Annotated in this window: 16 protein-coding genes; 14 read left to right on the top strand and 2 right to left on the bottom strand. The window is 71.4% G+C overall.

Features of this window, described 5'->3' with window-relative positions; translation table 11 throughout:
* Positions 1-220: 220 nt before the first annotated feature.
* The 5 genes from E4622_RS09415 (at position 221) to E4622_RS09400 (ending at position 3,645) form a co-directional block, all read left to right on the top strand.
* On the top strand, positions 221-424 hold the full coding sequence (locus E4622_RS09415; RefSeq protein ID WP_056863399.1) for a cold-shock protein: 204 nt from the start codon (positions 221-223) through the stop codon (positions 422-424).
* 180 nt (positions 425-604) lie between these two features.
* Complete coding sequence (locus E4622_RS22735) at positions 605-778, top strand: hypothetical protein (RefSeq protein WP_167736034.1); 174 nt, start codon at positions 605-607, stop codon at positions 776-778.
* A gap of 93 nt (positions 779-871) precedes the next feature.
* Positions 872-1,174: a metal-sensitive transcriptional regulator gene (locus E4622_RS09410; protein ID WP_134739942.1), complete on the top strand. Its 303-nt coding sequence runs from the start codon at positions 872-874 to the stop codon at positions 1,172-1,174.
* Positions 1,175-1,187: 13 nt separating this feature from the next.
* Positions 1,188-1,394: a heavy-metal-associated domain-containing protein gene (locus E4622_RS09405; protein WP_134739941.1), complete on the top strand. Its 207-nt coding sequence runs from the start codon at positions 1,188-1,190 to the stop codon at positions 1,392-1,394.
* Between the two features lie 13 nt (positions 1,395-1,407).
* On the top strand, positions 1,408-3,645 hold the full coding sequence (locus E4622_RS09400) for a heavy metal translocating P-type ATPase (RefSeq protein WP_134739940.1): 2,238 nt from the start codon (positions 1,408-1,410) through the stop codon (positions 3,643-3,645).
* Positions 3,646-3,734: 89 nt separating this feature from the next.
* Here the strand turns inward: E4622_RS09400 and E4622_RS09395 are convergent, their stop codons facing one another.
* Positions 3,735-4,799: a hypothetical protein gene (locus tag E4622_RS09395; RefSeq protein WP_134739939.1), complete on the bottom strand. Its 1,065-nt coding sequence runs from the start codon at positions 4,797-4,799 to the stop codon at positions 3,735-3,737.
* Between the two features lie 48 nt (positions 4,800-4,847).
* Here E4622_RS09395 and E4622_RS09390 point away from each other — a divergent pair, with 48 nt between their 5' ends.
* From E4622_RS09390 to E4622_RS09365, 6 genes are all read left to right on the top strand, one after another.
* Complete coding sequence (locus E4622_RS09390) at positions 4,848-5,717, top strand: NUDIX hydrolase (RefSeq protein ID WP_134739938.1); 870 nt, start codon at positions 4,848-4,850, stop codon at positions 5,715-5,717.
* A 195-nt stretch (positions 5,718-5,912) separates the two neighbouring features.
* Positions 5,913-6,869, top strand: a complete 957-nt coding sequence (locus tag E4622_RS09385; protein ID WP_134739937.1) for a PstS family phosphate ABC transporter substrate-binding protein — start codon at positions 5,913-5,915, stop codon at positions 6,867-6,869.
* 21 nt (positions 6,870-6,890) lie between these two features.
* A complete protein-coding gene (gene pstC / locus E4622_RS09380; RefSeq protein ID WP_134739936.1) occupies positions 6,891-7,823 on the top strand; it encodes a phosphate ABC transporter permease subunit PstC in 933 nt (310 codons plus the stop codon).
* A gap of 1 nt (position 7,824) precedes the next feature.
* Positions 7,825-8,733: a phosphate ABC transporter permease PstA gene (gene pstA / locus E4622_RS09375; RefSeq protein WP_134739935.1), complete on the top strand. Its 909-nt coding sequence runs from the start codon at positions 7,825-7,827 to the stop codon at positions 8,731-8,733.
* Between the two features lie 131 nt (positions 8,734-8,864).
* Positions 8,865-9,635 (top strand): phosphate ABC transporter ATP-binding protein PstB, encoded by a 771-nt coding sequence (pstB, locus tag E4622_RS09370; RefSeq protein ID WP_209021922.1) that lies wholly within the window; start codon positions 8,865-8,867, stop codon positions 9,633-9,635.
* 165 nt (positions 9,636-9,800) lie between these two features.
* Positions 9,801-10,868 (top strand): hypothetical protein, encoded by a 1,068-nt coding sequence (locus E4622_RS09365; RefSeq protein ID WP_134739934.1) that lies wholly within the window; start codon positions 9,801-9,803, stop codon positions 10,866-10,868.
* A 74-nt stretch (positions 10,869-10,942) separates the two neighbouring features.
* On the opposite strand, the gene E4622_RS09360 is transcribed toward E4622_RS09365, so the two are convergent.
* The gene (locus E4622_RS09360) at positions 10,943-12,289 is read right to left on the bottom strand and encodes an NAD(P)-binding domain-containing protein (RefSeq protein ID WP_134739933.1); all 1,347 of its coding nucleotides are present in this window, start codon (positions 12,287-12,289) and stop codon (positions 10,943-10,945) included.
* Between the two features lie 45 nt (positions 12,290-12,334).
* Between E4622_RS09360 and E4622_RS09355 the strand changes: the two genes are divergently transcribed.
* From E4622_RS09355 to E4622_RS09345, 3 genes are read left to right on the top strand one after another with little or no spacing between them, the layout of a single operon-like run.
* The gene (locus tag E4622_RS09355; RefSeq protein WP_134739932.1) at positions 12,335-12,679 is read left to right on the top strand and encodes a metalloregulator ArsR/SmtB family transcription factor; all 345 of its coding nucleotides are present in this window, start codon (positions 12,335-12,337) and stop codon (positions 12,677-12,679) included.
* Complete coding sequence (gene arsB / locus E4622_RS09350) at positions 12,676-13,764, top strand: ACR3 family arsenite efflux transporter (protein WP_280633750.1); 1,089 nt, start codon at positions 12,676-12,678, stop codon at positions 13,762-13,764. The genes E4622_RS09355 and arsB overlap by 4 nt, the downstream gene beginning before the upstream one ends.
* Positions 13,761-14,183 (top strand): arsenate reductase ArsC, encoded by a 423-nt coding sequence (locus tag E4622_RS09345; protein ID WP_134739931.1) that lies wholly within the window; start codon positions 13,761-13,763, stop codon positions 14,181-14,183. The genes arsB and E4622_RS09345 overlap by 4 nt, the downstream gene beginning before the upstream one ends.
* Positions 14,184-14,215 lie beyond the last annotated feature (32 nt).

Raw genomic sequence — 14,215 nt, 5'->3', positions numbered from 1 at the left:
GATTCCTGGGTGCCAAGGGGTCGTCATCCGCGGATCGCTTGATAGTGTCTGTGGTGCAACAGATGCAAGTTCCAGCTGGTCTGACGCCCGCGGAGTTTGTGATCCAACGGCGTTTCTGGTTTGTGGTAATACCAATCACGGGTCGGAGCGACGTGTCACCGCATCTGATGCGGGTCGCCGAAGTGGCGGCTTTCGTTCCGATAACAGGAGTAACGAGCACATGGCTCAAGGCACCGTGAAGTGGTTCAACGCTGAGAAGGGCTTCGGCTTCATCGCGCAGGAGGACGGCGGCGACGACGTCTTCGTGCACTACTCGGCGATCCAGACCCAGGGCTACAAGTCCCTGGACGAGAACCAGAAGGTCGAGTTCGACGTCACCCAGGGCCCCAAGGGTCCCCAGGCGGAGAACGTCCGCCCCGTCTGACCGACGCGGCTGAGAAGTCTTCTACGCGAGGCCCCGACCCGACAGGGTCGGGGCCTCGTGGCCATTTCGGAGCATTCCGGCATGGCCCGTGATGACCAGACGGAACTTTCGGTCAGCACGTAGGCTGGGCACCACGGCGGTCGCCGGCGGCCGCCCCTGCCACCCGGACGGAGACCCCTCGTGCACGACCAGTTCGACGTGACGCTGGAGGACGTCGACCTCCTGGGGGAGGTGGAGCTCACCACCAACCTCATCATCGCGGCGAGCGAGGCCGACGAGCACCTCTCGCCCGAGGAGATCGACGAGATCCTCGGGGTCGAGCCGCAGCCGCCCGAGCCCCGCCGCGAGGCCTGAGCCCCGCGCCCGCACGTCCTGAGCCCGCCGACCGAGGGTCGGCGGGCTTTTCCATGCCTTGGTTCTCATACCATAGGGGGGTATGGTGTGAGCATGGCAGACGAGCACGAGCACCAGCACGGCTACATCCAGCGCAAGGACGACTACCTCAAGCGGCTGCGCCGCATCGAGGGCCAGGCGCGGGGTCTCCAGCGCATGGTCGAGGAGGAGCAGTACTGCATCGACATCCTCACCCAGGTGGCCGCCATGACGAAGGCCCTCCAGGCGGTGTCGATCGGGCTGCTCGAGGAGCACATGCACCACTGCGTCGTGGACGCCGCCCGGGTCGGCGACGCCGAGGCGCGCGAGAAGGTGACCGAGGCCGTGGACGCGATCGCGCGCCTGGTCCGGTCCTGAGAGGAGAGAGCAGATGAGCATCACCACCACCTACGACGTCACCGGCATGACCTGCGGGCACTGCGCCGCCTCGGTGACCGAGGAGATCGAGGAGATCACCGGCGTCGAGCACGTCGAGGTCTCCCACGAGGCCGGCACCGCGGTCGTCACCAGCGCCGAGCCCCTCGACCGCGCCGCCGTGGCGGCGGCCGTGACCGAGGCCGGCTACGCGCTCACCTGAGCGGCGGCCTCCCATGAGCGACGTCGTCGACCGCACCGACCAGGTGGAGCTCGCCATCACGGGCATGACCTGCGCGTCGTGCGCGAACCGCATCGAGCGCAAGCTCAACAAGCTCGAGGGCGTCACCGCCAGCGTCAACTACGCCACCGAGAAGGCCAAGGTCGCCTTCCCGTCGACGGTCTCGACCGACGACCTGCTCGCGACGGTCAGCGCCGCCGGCTACGCCGCCGCCCTCCCGGCCGCCGAGCCCGAGGCCGGCTCGGGTGCGCCGGTGGAGGCGGGCGACCCCGAGCTGGACGCGCTGCGCCAGCGGCTGGTCGTCTCCGCGCTGCTCACCGTCCCCGTGGTGGCGATGGCCATGGTGCCGGCGCTCCAGTTCGACTACTGGCAGTGGGCCTCGCTCACGCTCGCTGCGCCCGTCGCGGTCTGGGGCGCCTGGCCGTTCCACCGGGCCGCCTGGGCCAACGCCCGCCACGGCGCGACCACCATGGACACGCTGGTCTCCGTCGGGGTGCTGGCCGCCTTCGGCTGGTCGCTCGTCGCGCTCTTCTGGGGCACGGCCGGCATGCCGGGGATGACCCACCCCTTCCGGCTGACCGTCGAGCGCACCGACGGTCTCGCCAACATCTATCTGGAGGCGGCCGCCGGGGTCACGACCTTCCTGCTGGCCGGCCGCTGGTTCGAGAAGCGCGCCAAGCGCCGGGCCGGGGCGGCCATCCGCTCGCTGATGGACCTCGGCGCCAAGGACGTCGCGCTGCTGCGTGACGGTCCGGACGGCGTCGAGACCCGCGTGCCTGCCGCGAGCCTCGCGGTGGGCGACCTGTTCGCCGTACGACCGGGGGAGAAGGTCGCCACCGACGGCGTCGTGGAGTCGGGCCACTCGGCCGTGGACGCCTCGATGCTGACCGGCGAGCCGGTGCCGGTGGAGGTCGGTCCCGGCGACGCCGTCGTCGGCGCGACCGTCAACGCCAGCGGTCGCCTCGTCGTGCGGGCCACGCGGGTGGGCGCCGACACCCAGCTCGCCCAGATGGCCCGGCTGGTCGAGGACGCCCAGAACGGCAAGGCGCAGGTGCAGCGCCTGGCCGACCGGATCTCGGGTGTCTTCGTGCCCGTGGTCATCGCGCTGGCGGTCGCGACGCTGGGGTTCTGGCTGGGCAACGGCGCCGACGCCTCCGTGGCGTTCACCGCCGCGGTCGCCGTGCTCATCGTCGCCTGCCCGTGCGCCCTGGGGCTGGCGACGCCGACCGCGCTGATGGTCGGCACCGGCCGGGGTGCGCAGCTGGGCATCGTGATCCGCGGCCCCGAGGTGCTCGAGTCGACGCGCGCCGTCGACACCGTGGTGCTCGACAAGACCGGCACCGTCACGACCGGGCACATGGCCTGGGTGTCCACGGTGGCGGGCGCGGGCGAGTCCTCCGACGACGTGCTGGCCGCCGCGGCGGCCGTCGAGGCCGGCTCGGAGCACCCCGTCGCGCGGGCGATCGCGGACGCCGCACCGGCGGTCCGGGTCGCCACGGGCTTCGGCAACGTCGAGGGGCTCGGCGTGCGCGGCACCGTCGGCGACCGCTCGGTGGTCGTCGGCCGCCCGGCGCTGCTGGCCCGCGAGGGCATGCCGCTGGGCGAGGACCTGCTCGCGGCGGTCGACGCGGCCGAGGGGGCGGGCCGCACCGCGGTCGCCGTCGGCTGGGACGGCCGGGCGCGCGGCGTGCTGGTGGTGGCCGACACGGTCAAGCCGACCTCCCGCGAGGCGGTCGAGGAGCTGCGGCGCATCGGGCTGTCCCCGGTGCTGCTGACCGGCGACAACGAGCGCGCTGCGCGGGCCGTGGCGGCCGAGGTGGGCATCGACGACGTCGTCGCGGAGGTCATGCCGGCCGACAAGGTCGCCGTGGTGCGCCGGCTGCAGGCCGACGGCAAGGTCGTCGCGATGGTCGGCGACGGGGTCAACGACGCCGCCGCGCTCGCGCAGGCCGACCTCGGCATCGCGATGGGCACCGGCACGGACGTCGCCATCGAGGCCAGCGACCTGACCCTCGTGCGGGGCGACCTGCGCGTCGCGGCGACCGCCGTACGACTGTCGAGGCGGACGCTGGGCGTCATCAAGGGCAACCTCTTCTGGGCCTTCGCCTACAACGTCGCCGCCCTGCCGCTCGCCGCCGCCGGCCTCCTCAACCCCATGATCGCCGGCGCCGCCATGGCCCTCTCCTCCGTCTTCGTCGTCACCAACAGCCTCCGGCTCCGCCGCTTCTCCTAGCGCCGCTCCGCCGGGATAGTCCCTAACAAAAGCGTGGCCATTCGACGTGTCCCACCACGAATTTGTTAGGGACTACCCCGACGCGACGCTCAGCAGGTGGCGAAGAGGACCGGGCCGGTGGAGAGGTCGGAGAGCACGAAGGTGCCCTCGACGGGGGCGAGCTCCATGGTGAGCAGGGTGCCGTCGGCCTCGACGTCGCCGAGGGTGAAGCGGTCGGCGAAGTCGCCGCCCTGGCCGGGCGCGGGGCCGGCAGCCAGGGCCGCGCGGGAGTCGGCGTTGCGGCGCGCCTGGTCGTCGGTCTCGAAGGAGAGCGCGAGGCGCAGGTCGCGGTCGGGCTGGACCGACATCGCGTACGCCGTGAACGGGTCGACCTCGCCGGCCTTGGCGACCAGCCGGTCGGCCTCGGCCTCGTCGTCGGGGTCGGCCTGGCCCATCGACAGCGCGGCGCAGGCCTGGGCGCCGGTGTAGATCGCCGCCGACAGCGGCTCGCCGGACGCCCCCACCACCTCGTCGAGGCCCTCGACGGGGTCGCCGTCGCCGACCGCGGAGTCCACCGCGGTCTCGAGGTAGGCCTTGGCGTCGCTGGTGAGGATCAGCGACTCGTCCTCCAGCAGGCTGACGTAGCTCAGCTCCGGAGTGACGCCGCCGATCCGGCCGAGCGTGTCGTTGCCGCCCAGCCACACGCCGTCCTCGTCGTCGGGCTCTCGGTAGCCCAGCCGCCGCAGCCGGTCGGCGATCCCGTCCCAGTCGGCGGCGTCCGGAAGGTGCAGCATCACCACGGCGCCGGCCTTCGACTGGCTGAACAGCTCCCAGTCGACCGAGGCGGGGGAGAAGCCGTACTGCACGTGCAGCTGCTGCGCGGACTCCGGAAGCGCCGACGCGGAGGTGAGGTCGGCGTCGTACCCCTCGCCCATGAAGTCCACGACCTCGTCCTGCGGGCTGTCGGCGGAGAGGTCCGCCCCGAGCTCCTCGCGCACCGCGGCCCAGTCGGTCCACGAGAAGCGCTCGCCGTCGCCCGGCGCGAGGTCCAGGGCGCGCTCCAGGTCGGTCCGGTGCGCCTCGCGCCACCACCGCACCCCGACCACGGCCGCCGTCACGACGAGCGCCACCACGAGCACGCCGACGGCGGTCGTCACCAGTCGGCGTCGTGTCACGGTGATGTCGGCTCTCCTCCGGGCGCGGGTGGTGTGAGACTAGTCGGCATGCCCGCCCCTCCACCCCCGGACGTGCAGTCCGCGGGCGTCGTGGTCTTCCGCCCTGGCAAGCGGGTGCTGCTCGTGCACCGGCCCAAGTACGACGACTGGTCGTTCCCCAAGGGCAAGCTCGACCGCGGCGAGCACCGGACCTCCGCCGCCGTGCGCGAGGTGGCGGAGGAGACCGGCCTGCACGTGCGGCTCGGCGTGCCCCTGGCGAGCCAGCGCTACGCCCTGACGACCGGCCGCATGAAGACCGTCCACTACTGGACCGGTCGCCCGGTGGGGGAGGACGACGTCAGCGGCTACGCCCCCAACGCCGAGATCGACGCCGTCGCGTGGGTCGACGCCGAGGAGGCCTTCACGCGCCTCACCTACGACTACGACCGCGACACCCTCGGCGAGGCGCTGCGCGCACGGCGCCGCACCCGCACCCTGGTCGTGCTGCGCCACGGCAAGGCGCGCTCGCGCAAGGCCTGGCGCGGCGACGACCGCGAGCGGCCGCTGCTCCTGACCGGGCGTGCCCAGGCGGAGCGGCTCGTCCCCGTGCTGGCGGCGTACGGCGTCAACCGGGTGGTCACGTCCGCGAGCGAGCGCTGCGTCCAGACCGTGGCGCCGTACGCCGGCACGACCGGGTGGGAGCTGGAGCGCGACGACCGGCTCAGCGAGGAGGACGCCACCCCCAAGCGCGTACGCCGCGTGGTGGCCGGGCTGCTCGAGGACGAGCGCGACGCATTGCTGTGCACGCACCGGCCGGTCCTGCCCCAGGTCTTCGACGCGCTCGGGCTCGAGGACCCCCAGCTGGACGTCGGGGAGATGCTCGTCGCGCACCTGCGCAAGGGCCGCGTCGTGGCCACGGAGCGGCACGCCCTCCGCTAGTCGCCCTAGTCACGAATGGTGCGCCCGCGTCAAGCCCTCCCGGGCTTGTTCACGTGACTGCCGTCTCACGCACGGCGGAGCGTCGCCAACTGGGCGGGCCGAGTTCACCCCTCGTTCACCGACGACCCCGGATCCGTCCACCTCCGGCCTCAACACTCCTGATCGTCACACCACAGACGACACAGGAGATACGCAGTGAACCGCACTTCAGTCCGACGGGCCCTCGTGCCCGGCATGGCCGTCCTCGCCCTCGCGCTCAGCGCCTGCGGCGGCGGCGACGCGGGTAGCGACGGCGGCGGCGACAGTGTCAGCGGCAAGGTCGCCGTCGACGGCTCGTCCACGGTCTACCCCATGAGTGTCGCGGCCCAGGAGCTGCTCGCCGAGGAGAGCCCGAAGGTGAAGGTCACCGTCGGCGAGTCCGGCACCGGCGGCGGCTTCGAGGCGTTCTGCGCCGACAAGACCGACATCTCCGACGCCTCGCGCCCGATCAAGGACGAAGAGGCCGCGATCTGCGAGGAGGCCGGCATCGAGTACACCGAGCTCCAGGTCGCCACCGACGCACTGACGATGGTCGTCAACAAGGACCTCGACGTCGACTGCCTCACCGTCGACCAGATCATCAAGCTGTGGGGCCCCGACTCCAAGGTCAAGAACTGGAAGGAGCTGGACCCCAGCTTCCCCGACCAGGAGATCAAGCTCTTCGGTCCTGGCACCGACTCGGGCACCTACGACTACATGGCCGCCGACGTCATCGGCGCCGAGTCGGAGACGACCCGCAGCGACTACGAGTCCTCCGAGGACGACAACGTCCTGGTCCAGGGCGTCGGCGGCACCGAGGGTGCGACCGGCTACTTCGGCTACACGTACTACGAGGAGAACACCGACACGCTGAAGGCGCTGGCCATCGACAGCGGCGACGGCTGCGTCGAGCCCTCCGCCGAGACCGCGCAGGACGGCAGCTACACGCCGCTGGCCCGCCCGCTGTTCGTCTACGTCAACAACGCCAAGTACAACGACAACAAGGCCGTGGCGGCGTACGTCGACTTCTACATCGAGAACCTCTCCGACATCGCCGAGGTGGGCAAGTTCATCCCGCTGAGCGACGAGCTCTACTCCGAGACGCAGACCGCGCTCGAGGGCATCAAGGGCTGACCGAGAGTCTCTGACCAGCTGATGAGCACCATCTCCAGCGCCGGGGCAGGCCCGTCCTCCGGGACGGGCCTGCCCGCCGCGCACAACCTGCGCAAGAAGAGCCGTCCGGGCGAGGCCGTCATCCGTGCGGTCCTGATGGCCTCCGCCCTGCTGTCGGTCGCGATCACGATCGGCATCATCTTCGCCCTGGTCCGCCCCGTGATCGACTTCTTCCGCGACGTGCCCGTCGGCGACTTCTTCGCGACGAAGGGCACCCATGCGGTCCTGCCGCTGGTGGCCGGCACGGCGATGACGACGATCATCGCGCTGCTGGTCGCCGTCCCCCTCGGGCTGGGCGCGGCGATGTACCTCTCGGAGTACGCCTCGCAGCGGGCCCGCAAGTACCTCAAGCCCACCGTCGAGCTGCTCGCCGGCGTCCCGTCGGTCGTCTACGGCTTCTTCGCGCTCACCTTCGTGACACCGACGCTGCTGCAGGACATCCTGAGTCTCAAGGTCGGCTTCACCAACGCCCTGGCCGCCGGGCTCGTGCTCGGCGTCATGATCATCCCCACCGTCGCGTCCCTCTCGGAGGACGCGCTGTCCGCCGTGCCGCAGTCGATGCGGCAGGGCTCCATGGCCATGGGCGCCAACCGGATGCAGACCACGCTGCGCGTCGTGCTCCCCGCCGCGCTCTCCGGCGTCGCCGCGGCCATCGTGCTCGGCATGTCGCGCGCCGTCGGCGAGACGATGATCGTCACGCTGGCCTCGGGCTCCTTGAAGAACCTCTCGGCGGACCCCCGCGAGGGCATGCAGACGATGACCGGCTTCATCGCCACCACGGCAGGCGGTGAGAACGCCGTGGGCTCCAGCTCCTACAACGAGCTGTTCGCCGTCGGCCTGCTGCTCTTCGTCATCACCTTCATCATCAACGTCATCAGCATCGCCCTCGTCCGACGATTCAGGCAGGCCTACTGACATGAGTGTCGCGACCACGACAGCGCGTGAGGTCACGCGCGCGATCTCCAGCGGACGCAGCAAGGACAAGAACGTCGGCTCGCTGGTGTTCCTCGGCGCGCTGTGGTTCTCCCTGTTCTTCGGCGTGATGGTGCTCCTGGTGCTGATCGTCGACACCGCGGTCAAGGGCGCCCCGCGCTTCGACTCCGAGCTCCTCACCAACTACGGCTCGATCGTCCGGCCCGAGTCCACCGGCTTCCGCGCCGGGATCCTCGGATCCCTGTGGCTGATGCTCTTCACCGCACTGTTCGCCGTACCTCTCGGCATCGCGGCCGCCCTCTACCTCGAGGAGTTCGCCGACAAGGAGCGCTGGTGGAACCGGCTGATCGAGGTGAACCTGCAGAACCTCGCCGCCGTCCCCGCCATCGTCTACGGCCTCCTCGCCGTCGCCGTGATGGCCCTGATGGGCTTCAACACCACGGGCATCGTGCTCGGCGGCGCCATCGCGCTCGCCCTGCTGATCCTGCCGGTCATCATCATCACCACCCGCGAGGCCGTGCGCGCCGTGCCGCAGGACATCCGGCAGGGCTCGCTCGCGCTGGGCGCGACGGTGTGGCAGACCACCTGGCGCCAGACGCTTCCCTCCGCGATCCCCGGGATCGCCACCGGCACCATCCTGGGGCTGTCCCGCGCCATCGGCGAGGCGGCACCGCTCGTCGTCGTCGGCCTGGCCGGCTCCGTGCTCTTCGACCCCACCGGGGTGATGAGCGAGATCACCGCGCTGCCGATGCAGATCTACTCGCTGACCTCGAACTCGCAGGAGGACCTCAGGACCGCGGCCTCCGCCGCCATCATCGTGCTGCTGATCATGATCCTCGGTCTGAACGCACTCGCCATCTTCATCCGCAACAAGTTCCAGAAGACCTGGTAGGAGAAACCATGTCCAGCCACCCCGCCACCGCGTCCACGCGAGTGAACGCCGACGGTCGCGAGATCTCGATGATGACCGGCGCCAGCGCCGAGTCCGAGCGCGAGCTGCCCGCCGTACCGCCCGAGCCGGTGATGGAGGCGTTGAAGCTCAACGTCTACTACGGCGACTTCCACGCCGTGCACGACGTGAACCTGTCGTTCGGCAAGCACGAGATCACCGCGCTCATCGGCCCCTCGGGCTGCGGCAAGTCGACCGTGCTGCGCTGCCTGAACCGGATGAACGACCTCGTGTCGGGCGCCCGCGTCGAGGGCGAGGTGACCTACCACGGGCAGAACATCTACGGCCGCAACGTCGACCCGATCGCCGTACGCACCCAGATCGGCATGGTCTTCCAGAAGCCCAACCCGTTCCCCAAGTCGATCTACGACAACATCGCCTACGGCCCGCGGGTCACCGGCATGAAGGTCGACAACATGGACGACCTGGTCGAGGAGGCGCTCCAGGGCGCCGCCCTGTGGGACGAGGTCAAGGACAAGCTCAAGCAGTCCGCCTACGGCCTGTCCGGCGGCCAGCAGCAGCGGCTCTGCATCGCGCGCACCATCGCCACCAAGCCCGACGTGATCCTGATGGACGAGCCGTGCTCCGCGCTCGACCCGATCGCCACGTCGCGCATCGAGGACCTGATGCTGCAGATGCGCGACGACTACACGATCATCATCGTCACCCACAACATGCAGCAGGCCGCCCGCGTCTCCGACCGGACCGCCTTCTTCACCGCCCGCCCCGACGAGACCACCGGCAACCGCACCGGCCTCCTCGTCGAGTTCGACCAGACCAGCCACATCTTCGCCAACCCCACCGACAAGCGCACCGAGGACTACATCTCGGGCCGCTTCGGCTGAGCCTGGCAGTTGGGCTGTCGGTCGGGGTAGTCCCTAACAAATTCGTGGTGATTCACCGCCAAACACCACGAATTCGTTAGGGACTACCCCGCCGTCGGGTTTGCCCTCCACCGGCCCCTGTGGAGGACGGACACGCGATGGGTGGCCATCGGGGACGCTGTCGCCATGCGACGGAAGGTCACCTTCGCAGCCACGGGTCCCCATGCCGGCCACCCCGGCGTGGTCGTCCCGGTTCCGGTCGACCCCCGGGGGCTCGCGGGCCCGACTCCCAACGAGGCGCGGGGTCCGCGCTGGCGACGCACCGGACCCAATCTGTTCGTCCCCGCATCCGTCGGTGCCGACCTTCCCGAGCAGAGGATCGTCGAGGCCGCACAGCTCATCCCCGGCTACGGCGGCGTCACGGGCTGGGCGGCGCTGTGCTGGATGGGCGGGCGGTGGTTCCGCGGCGACGACCTGTGGCGAGACGGATCGCCGGCGTCGCGGGACGTCGCTGTCGCGACCATGCTCCACGCTCGGCGCCAGCCCGGAGTGTTCATCAGCGAGGAGCGTCTCAACGTGCGCGAGATTCTCGTGCACGACGGCGTGCCGCTGACAGTCGCCGCACGGTCAGTGTGCTTCGAGGCGCGCTACGCGCCTGATCTGCGCGCGGCGGTGAGGGCGCTCGACATGGCGGCGTACGACGACCTCGTCTCGCTCGAGGAGTGCGCGGCGTACCTCCCGCACCTCAACGGCTGGACCGGCGTCCCTCAGTGCCGTGCGGCCCTCGCGCTCGCCGAGGAGAACGCCTGGTCCCCGCGGGAGGTCGACATGCGGCTGGTCTGGCGCCCGGAGCCCGATCGTCCGCGGCTCTTGTGCAACGTCCCCGTCTTCGGTCTGGACGGGCAGCACCTCGGCACCCCAGACCTGCTCGATCCCGTCGCCGGCGTCGTGGGGGAGTACGACGGAGCCCATCACCTCACCGGCCCTCAGCGGTCGAAGGACGTGCGGCGTGAGGCGGACCTGCGGCGTGCGGGCCTGGAGTACGTCACCATGCTGGCAGCTGACTCGCCCGACCCCCACCACTTCGAGTGGCGCCTGCGCGACTGCTACCGCCGGGCCGAACGCCGTACGGCGGACGAGCGCCGCTGGACCCTCAAGCGCCCCTCGTGGTGGGTCCCGACCGACACCGTCGCCCAGCGCCGCGCTCTCACCCGGTCGCAGCGCGCTCGTCTCCTCGCCCACCGTCGTGCCTGAACGCCCCCACCACCGGGGTAGTCCCTAACAAATTCGTGGTCAATCGCGGCCCGTCACCACGAGAACGTTAGGGACTATCCCGCCGGGCGGCCGATGGTCAGCAGGTCCGCGGTCGACGTGCTGCAGCAGCCGCTGTCCTCGGCGACGGGGTCGTCGAACGTGCCGGAGCCGCCGCAGACACCCGTCTCGGGGAGGACGAGCTCGACGCGGGCGGCGGCTTCATGGTCGCCGGCGAGGGCCGCGACGATGCTGCGGACCTGCTCGAATCCCGTGAGCGCCAGGAACGACGGCGCGCGGCCGTAGGACTTCATGCCGGCGAGGTAGAGGCCGGGCTCCGGGTGGGCGAGCTCGGCGGCGCCGTGGGGGTAGACCGTGCCGCAGGAGTGGACGTTGGGGTCGATCAGCGGCGCGAGGCGCGTGGGGGCCGAGAGCACCGGGTCGAGGTCGAGGCGCATCTCGCCCAGCCAGCCCAGGTCCGGGCGGAAGCCGGTCACGACGACCACCTCGTCCACGCCGTCGACGGTGGCGCCGTCGGTGCTGGTGATCCGCAGGGCGCCGGGTCGCGCGGGGTCCTCGCCGACCTCCGCGGCCCGGAAGCAGGGTACGGCGTGCACCGGACCCGTCGCGACCGCGGCCTCGGCCGCCTTGCCGAGCGCGCCGCGCGCCTCCAGCTGGTCGTTGTCGCCGCCGCCGAACGCGTCGGCCGTCGCCCCGCGGCGCACGAGCCAGGACACGGTCGTGCCGCGGGAGGCGAGCCCGGCCAGCGCGACGAGCACGTTCTGGGCCGAGGCGCCGCTTCCGGCGACGGCGACGTGCCGTCCGGCGTAGCGCTCGACGGCCTCGGGCGCGGCGAGGTCCGGGATGCCGTAGGTGATGCGGTCGGCGTGCTCCGCCTCGCCGTACGCCGGGAGGCCGTCGGACCCCAGAGGGCTCGGGTCGCCCCACGTACCGGACGCGTCGATCACCGCCGAGGCGAGCACGCGGCGTACGCCGTCGGCCGTCGCCACCCGCAGCTCGAACGGCGCCTCCGCGCGACCCGAGTCGACCAGCCGGTCGCGGCCCTGGCGCGTCACGCCCACCACCCGCGCGCCCAGCCGCACCTCCACCTCGCCGGTGGCCTGGAGCGCCTCGGCGAGCGGGTCGAGGTAGTGCCGCGACCACTCCTCACCTGTCGGGTACGCCGCCGGGTCGGGCGCCGCCCAGCCGCGGGCCGTGAGCAGCCGGCGGGCCTCGGGGTCGACGAGCTCGGACCAGGCCGAGAAGAGCCGGACGTGTCCCCACTGCCGCACGGCCGCGCCGGCGGTCGGGCCGGCCTCGAGCACGAGGGTGCGCAGACCGCGTGACTGCGCGTGCGCCGCGGCGGTGAGGCCGATCGGGCCGGCGCCGACGATGACCAGGGGGAGGACGGGGTGCGTGCTCATGCGACCAACTTGCCGTGTGACATCGACGTCTGTCAATATTGATGCATGTCGATATCTGACGACCTGGCCTGCTGTGCCCCGTTGGCGCGGGAGCCCATGGGAGAAGCGCAGGCGGAGGCGATCGCTCCGATGCTCAAGGCGCTCGCCGACCCGGTGCGGCTGCGGCTGATGTCGATGGTGATGTCGCGCGAGGGTGCCGAGGCCTGCGCGTGCGAGCTGCTGCCGGCCTTCGAGCTGTCGCAGCCGACGATCAGCCACCACCTCAAGGTCCTGCACGAGTCGGGGCTCGTCGAGCGTGAGAAGCGCGGCGTGTGGGTCTACTACCGCGCCCGCCCCGAGGCCATCGCCGCGCTCGGCAGCCTCTTCGACTCCGTCCTCGCGCCGGCGTGACCACGACCGTCCCCGCCGCGACCGAGACTCGACAGCGGCTCTCCACGCTCGACCGCTACCTGCCGGTCTGGATCGTCGCGGCGATGGCTCTCGGTCTGCTGCTCGGACGCGGCGTCGACGGTCTCGACGACGCGCTGTCCGCCGTCGAGATCGGGTCGGTCAGCCTGCCGATCGCGGTCGGGCTGCTGGTGATGATGTACCCGGTGCTGGCCAAGGTGCGCTACGACGAGCTGGGCCACGTCACCGCCGACCGGCGCCTCCTGGTCGCCAGCATCGTGCTCAACTGGGTGGTCGGTCCGGCGCTGATGTTCGCGCTGGCCTGGCTGCTGCTGCCGGACCTGCCCGACTACCGCACCGGCTTGGTCATCGTCGGCCTCGCCCGCTGCATCGCGATGGTGCTGGTCTGGAACGACCTGGCCTGCGGCGACCGCGAGGCCGCGGCGATCCTGGTCGCCGTCAACTCGGTCTTCCAGGTCGTGGCCTTCGCGGGTCTCGGCTGGTTCTACCTCGAGGTGCTGCCCGGCTGGCTCGGTCTCGAGCAGAGCGCGCTCGACGTCTCGCCGGGCGAGATCGCGCTGAGCGTGCTGGTGTTCCTCGGCGTCCCGCTGCTGGCCGGCTACCTCACTCGCGCCGGAGCCGAGCGGGCGCGCGGGCGGGAGTGGTACGAGACGACGTTCCTCCCGCGGATCGGCCCCTTCGCCCTCTACGGGCTGCTCTTCACGATCGTGGTGCTGTTCGCCCTCCAGGGCGACGCGATCAGCGGCCGGCCCGGCGACGTCGCCCGCATCGCGCTGCCGCTGCTGGCCTACTTCGCCCTCATGTGGGGCCTTTCCATGCTGCTCGGCCACCGCCTGCGGATGTCCTACGAGCGCTCCACCACGCTCGCCTTCACCGCCGCCGGCAACAACTTCGAGCTCGCCATCGCGGTCGCGATCGGCGTCTTCGGCGTCACCAGCGGGCAGGCGCTCGCCGGCGTCGTCGGGCCGCTGATCGAGGTGCCGGCCCTGGTCGGGCTCGTGTACGTCGCCCTGTGGGCGCGGCGCCGCTTCACCTGGTCCACCGACCCCGTCAGGAGCACCTCATGACCACCGCCCCGCAGCCCCCCGCCGTGCCGGAGGTCCTGTTCGTCTGTGTCCACAACGCGGGCCGCTCGCAGATGGCCGCCGCCCTGCTGGCCCACCACGGGGCCGGTCGCGTCGCCGTGCGGTCGGCCGGCTCGGCACCGGCCGACTCGGTCAACCCCGCGGTCGTGGAGGTCATGGCCGAGCTGGGCATCGACGTCTCGCAGGCGGTCCCGACCAAGCTGCTCACCGAGGACGTCGCCGCCTCGGACGTGGTCGTCACGATGGGGTGCGGCGACGCGTGCCCGATCTTCCCGGGGAAGCGCTACGAGGACTGGGAGCTCCCGGACCCCGCCGGCCAGGGACCTGACGCCGTACGCCCGATCCGCGACGACATCGACCGCCGCGTGCGTGCCCTCCTCGCGGACCTGCTGTCCGGCTGACCGGCTGACCGGCTGGATAGTCCCTAACAATT

Source organism: Nocardioides sp. 503 (assembly GCF_004522095.1).
Taxonomy (GTDB): Bacteria; Actinomycetota; Actinomycetes; order Propionibacteriales; family Nocardioidaceae; genus Nocardioides.
This window is presented reverse-complemented; position numbering and strand designations above follow the sequence as displayed.

Excerpts from the sequence above, each read along its gene's own strand:
- E4622_RS09415 (WP_056863399.1), top strand. The coding sequence starts at position 221 with ATGGCTCAAGGCACCGTGAAGTGGTTCAACGCTGAGAAGGGCTTCGGC.
- E4622_RS09345 (WP_134739931.1), top strand. The coding sequence starts at position 13,761 with ATGACCACCGCCCCGCAGCCCCCCGCCGTGCCGGAGGTCCTGTTCGTC.
- E4622_RS09360 (WP_134739933.1), bottom strand. The coding sequence starts at position 12,289 with ATGAGCACGCACCCCGTCCTCCCCCTGGTCATCGTCGGCGCCGGCCCG.
- pstB (WP_209021922.1), top strand. The coding sequence starts at position 8,865 with ATGGAGGCGTTGAAGCTCAACGTCTACTACGGCGACTTCCACGCCGTG.
- pstC (WP_134739936.1), top strand. The coding sequence starts at position 6,891 with ATGAGCACCATCTCCAGCGCCGGGGCAGGCCCGTCCTCCGGGACGGGC.
- pstA (WP_134739935.1), top strand. The coding sequence starts at position 7,825 with ATGAGTGTCGCGACCACGACAGCGCGTGAGGTCACGCGCGCGATCTCC.
- E4622_RS09405 (WP_134739941.1), top strand. The coding sequence starts at position 1,188 with ATGAGCATCACCACCACCTACGACGTCACCGGCATGACCTGCGGGCAC.
- E4622_RS09410 (WP_134739942.1), top strand. The coding sequence starts at position 872 with ATGGCAGACGAGCACGAGCACCAGCACGGCTACATCCAGCGCAAGGAC.
- E4622_RS09355 (WP_134739932.1), top strand. The coding sequence starts at position 12,335 with ATGTCGATATCTGACGACCTGGCCTGCTGTGCCCCGTTGGCGCGGGAG.
- E4622_RS09390 (WP_134739938.1), top strand. The coding sequence starts at position 4,848 with ATGCCCGCCCCTCCACCCCCGGACGTGCAGTCCGCGGGCGTCGTGGTC.
- E4622_RS09365 (WP_134739934.1), top strand. The coding sequence starts at position 9,801 with ATGCGACGGAAGGTCACCTTCGCAGCCACGGGTCCCCATGCCGGCCAC.
- E4622_RS09400 (WP_134739940.1), top strand. The coding sequence starts at position 1,408 with ATGAGCGACGTCGTCGACCGCACCGACCAGGTGGAGCTCGCCATCACG.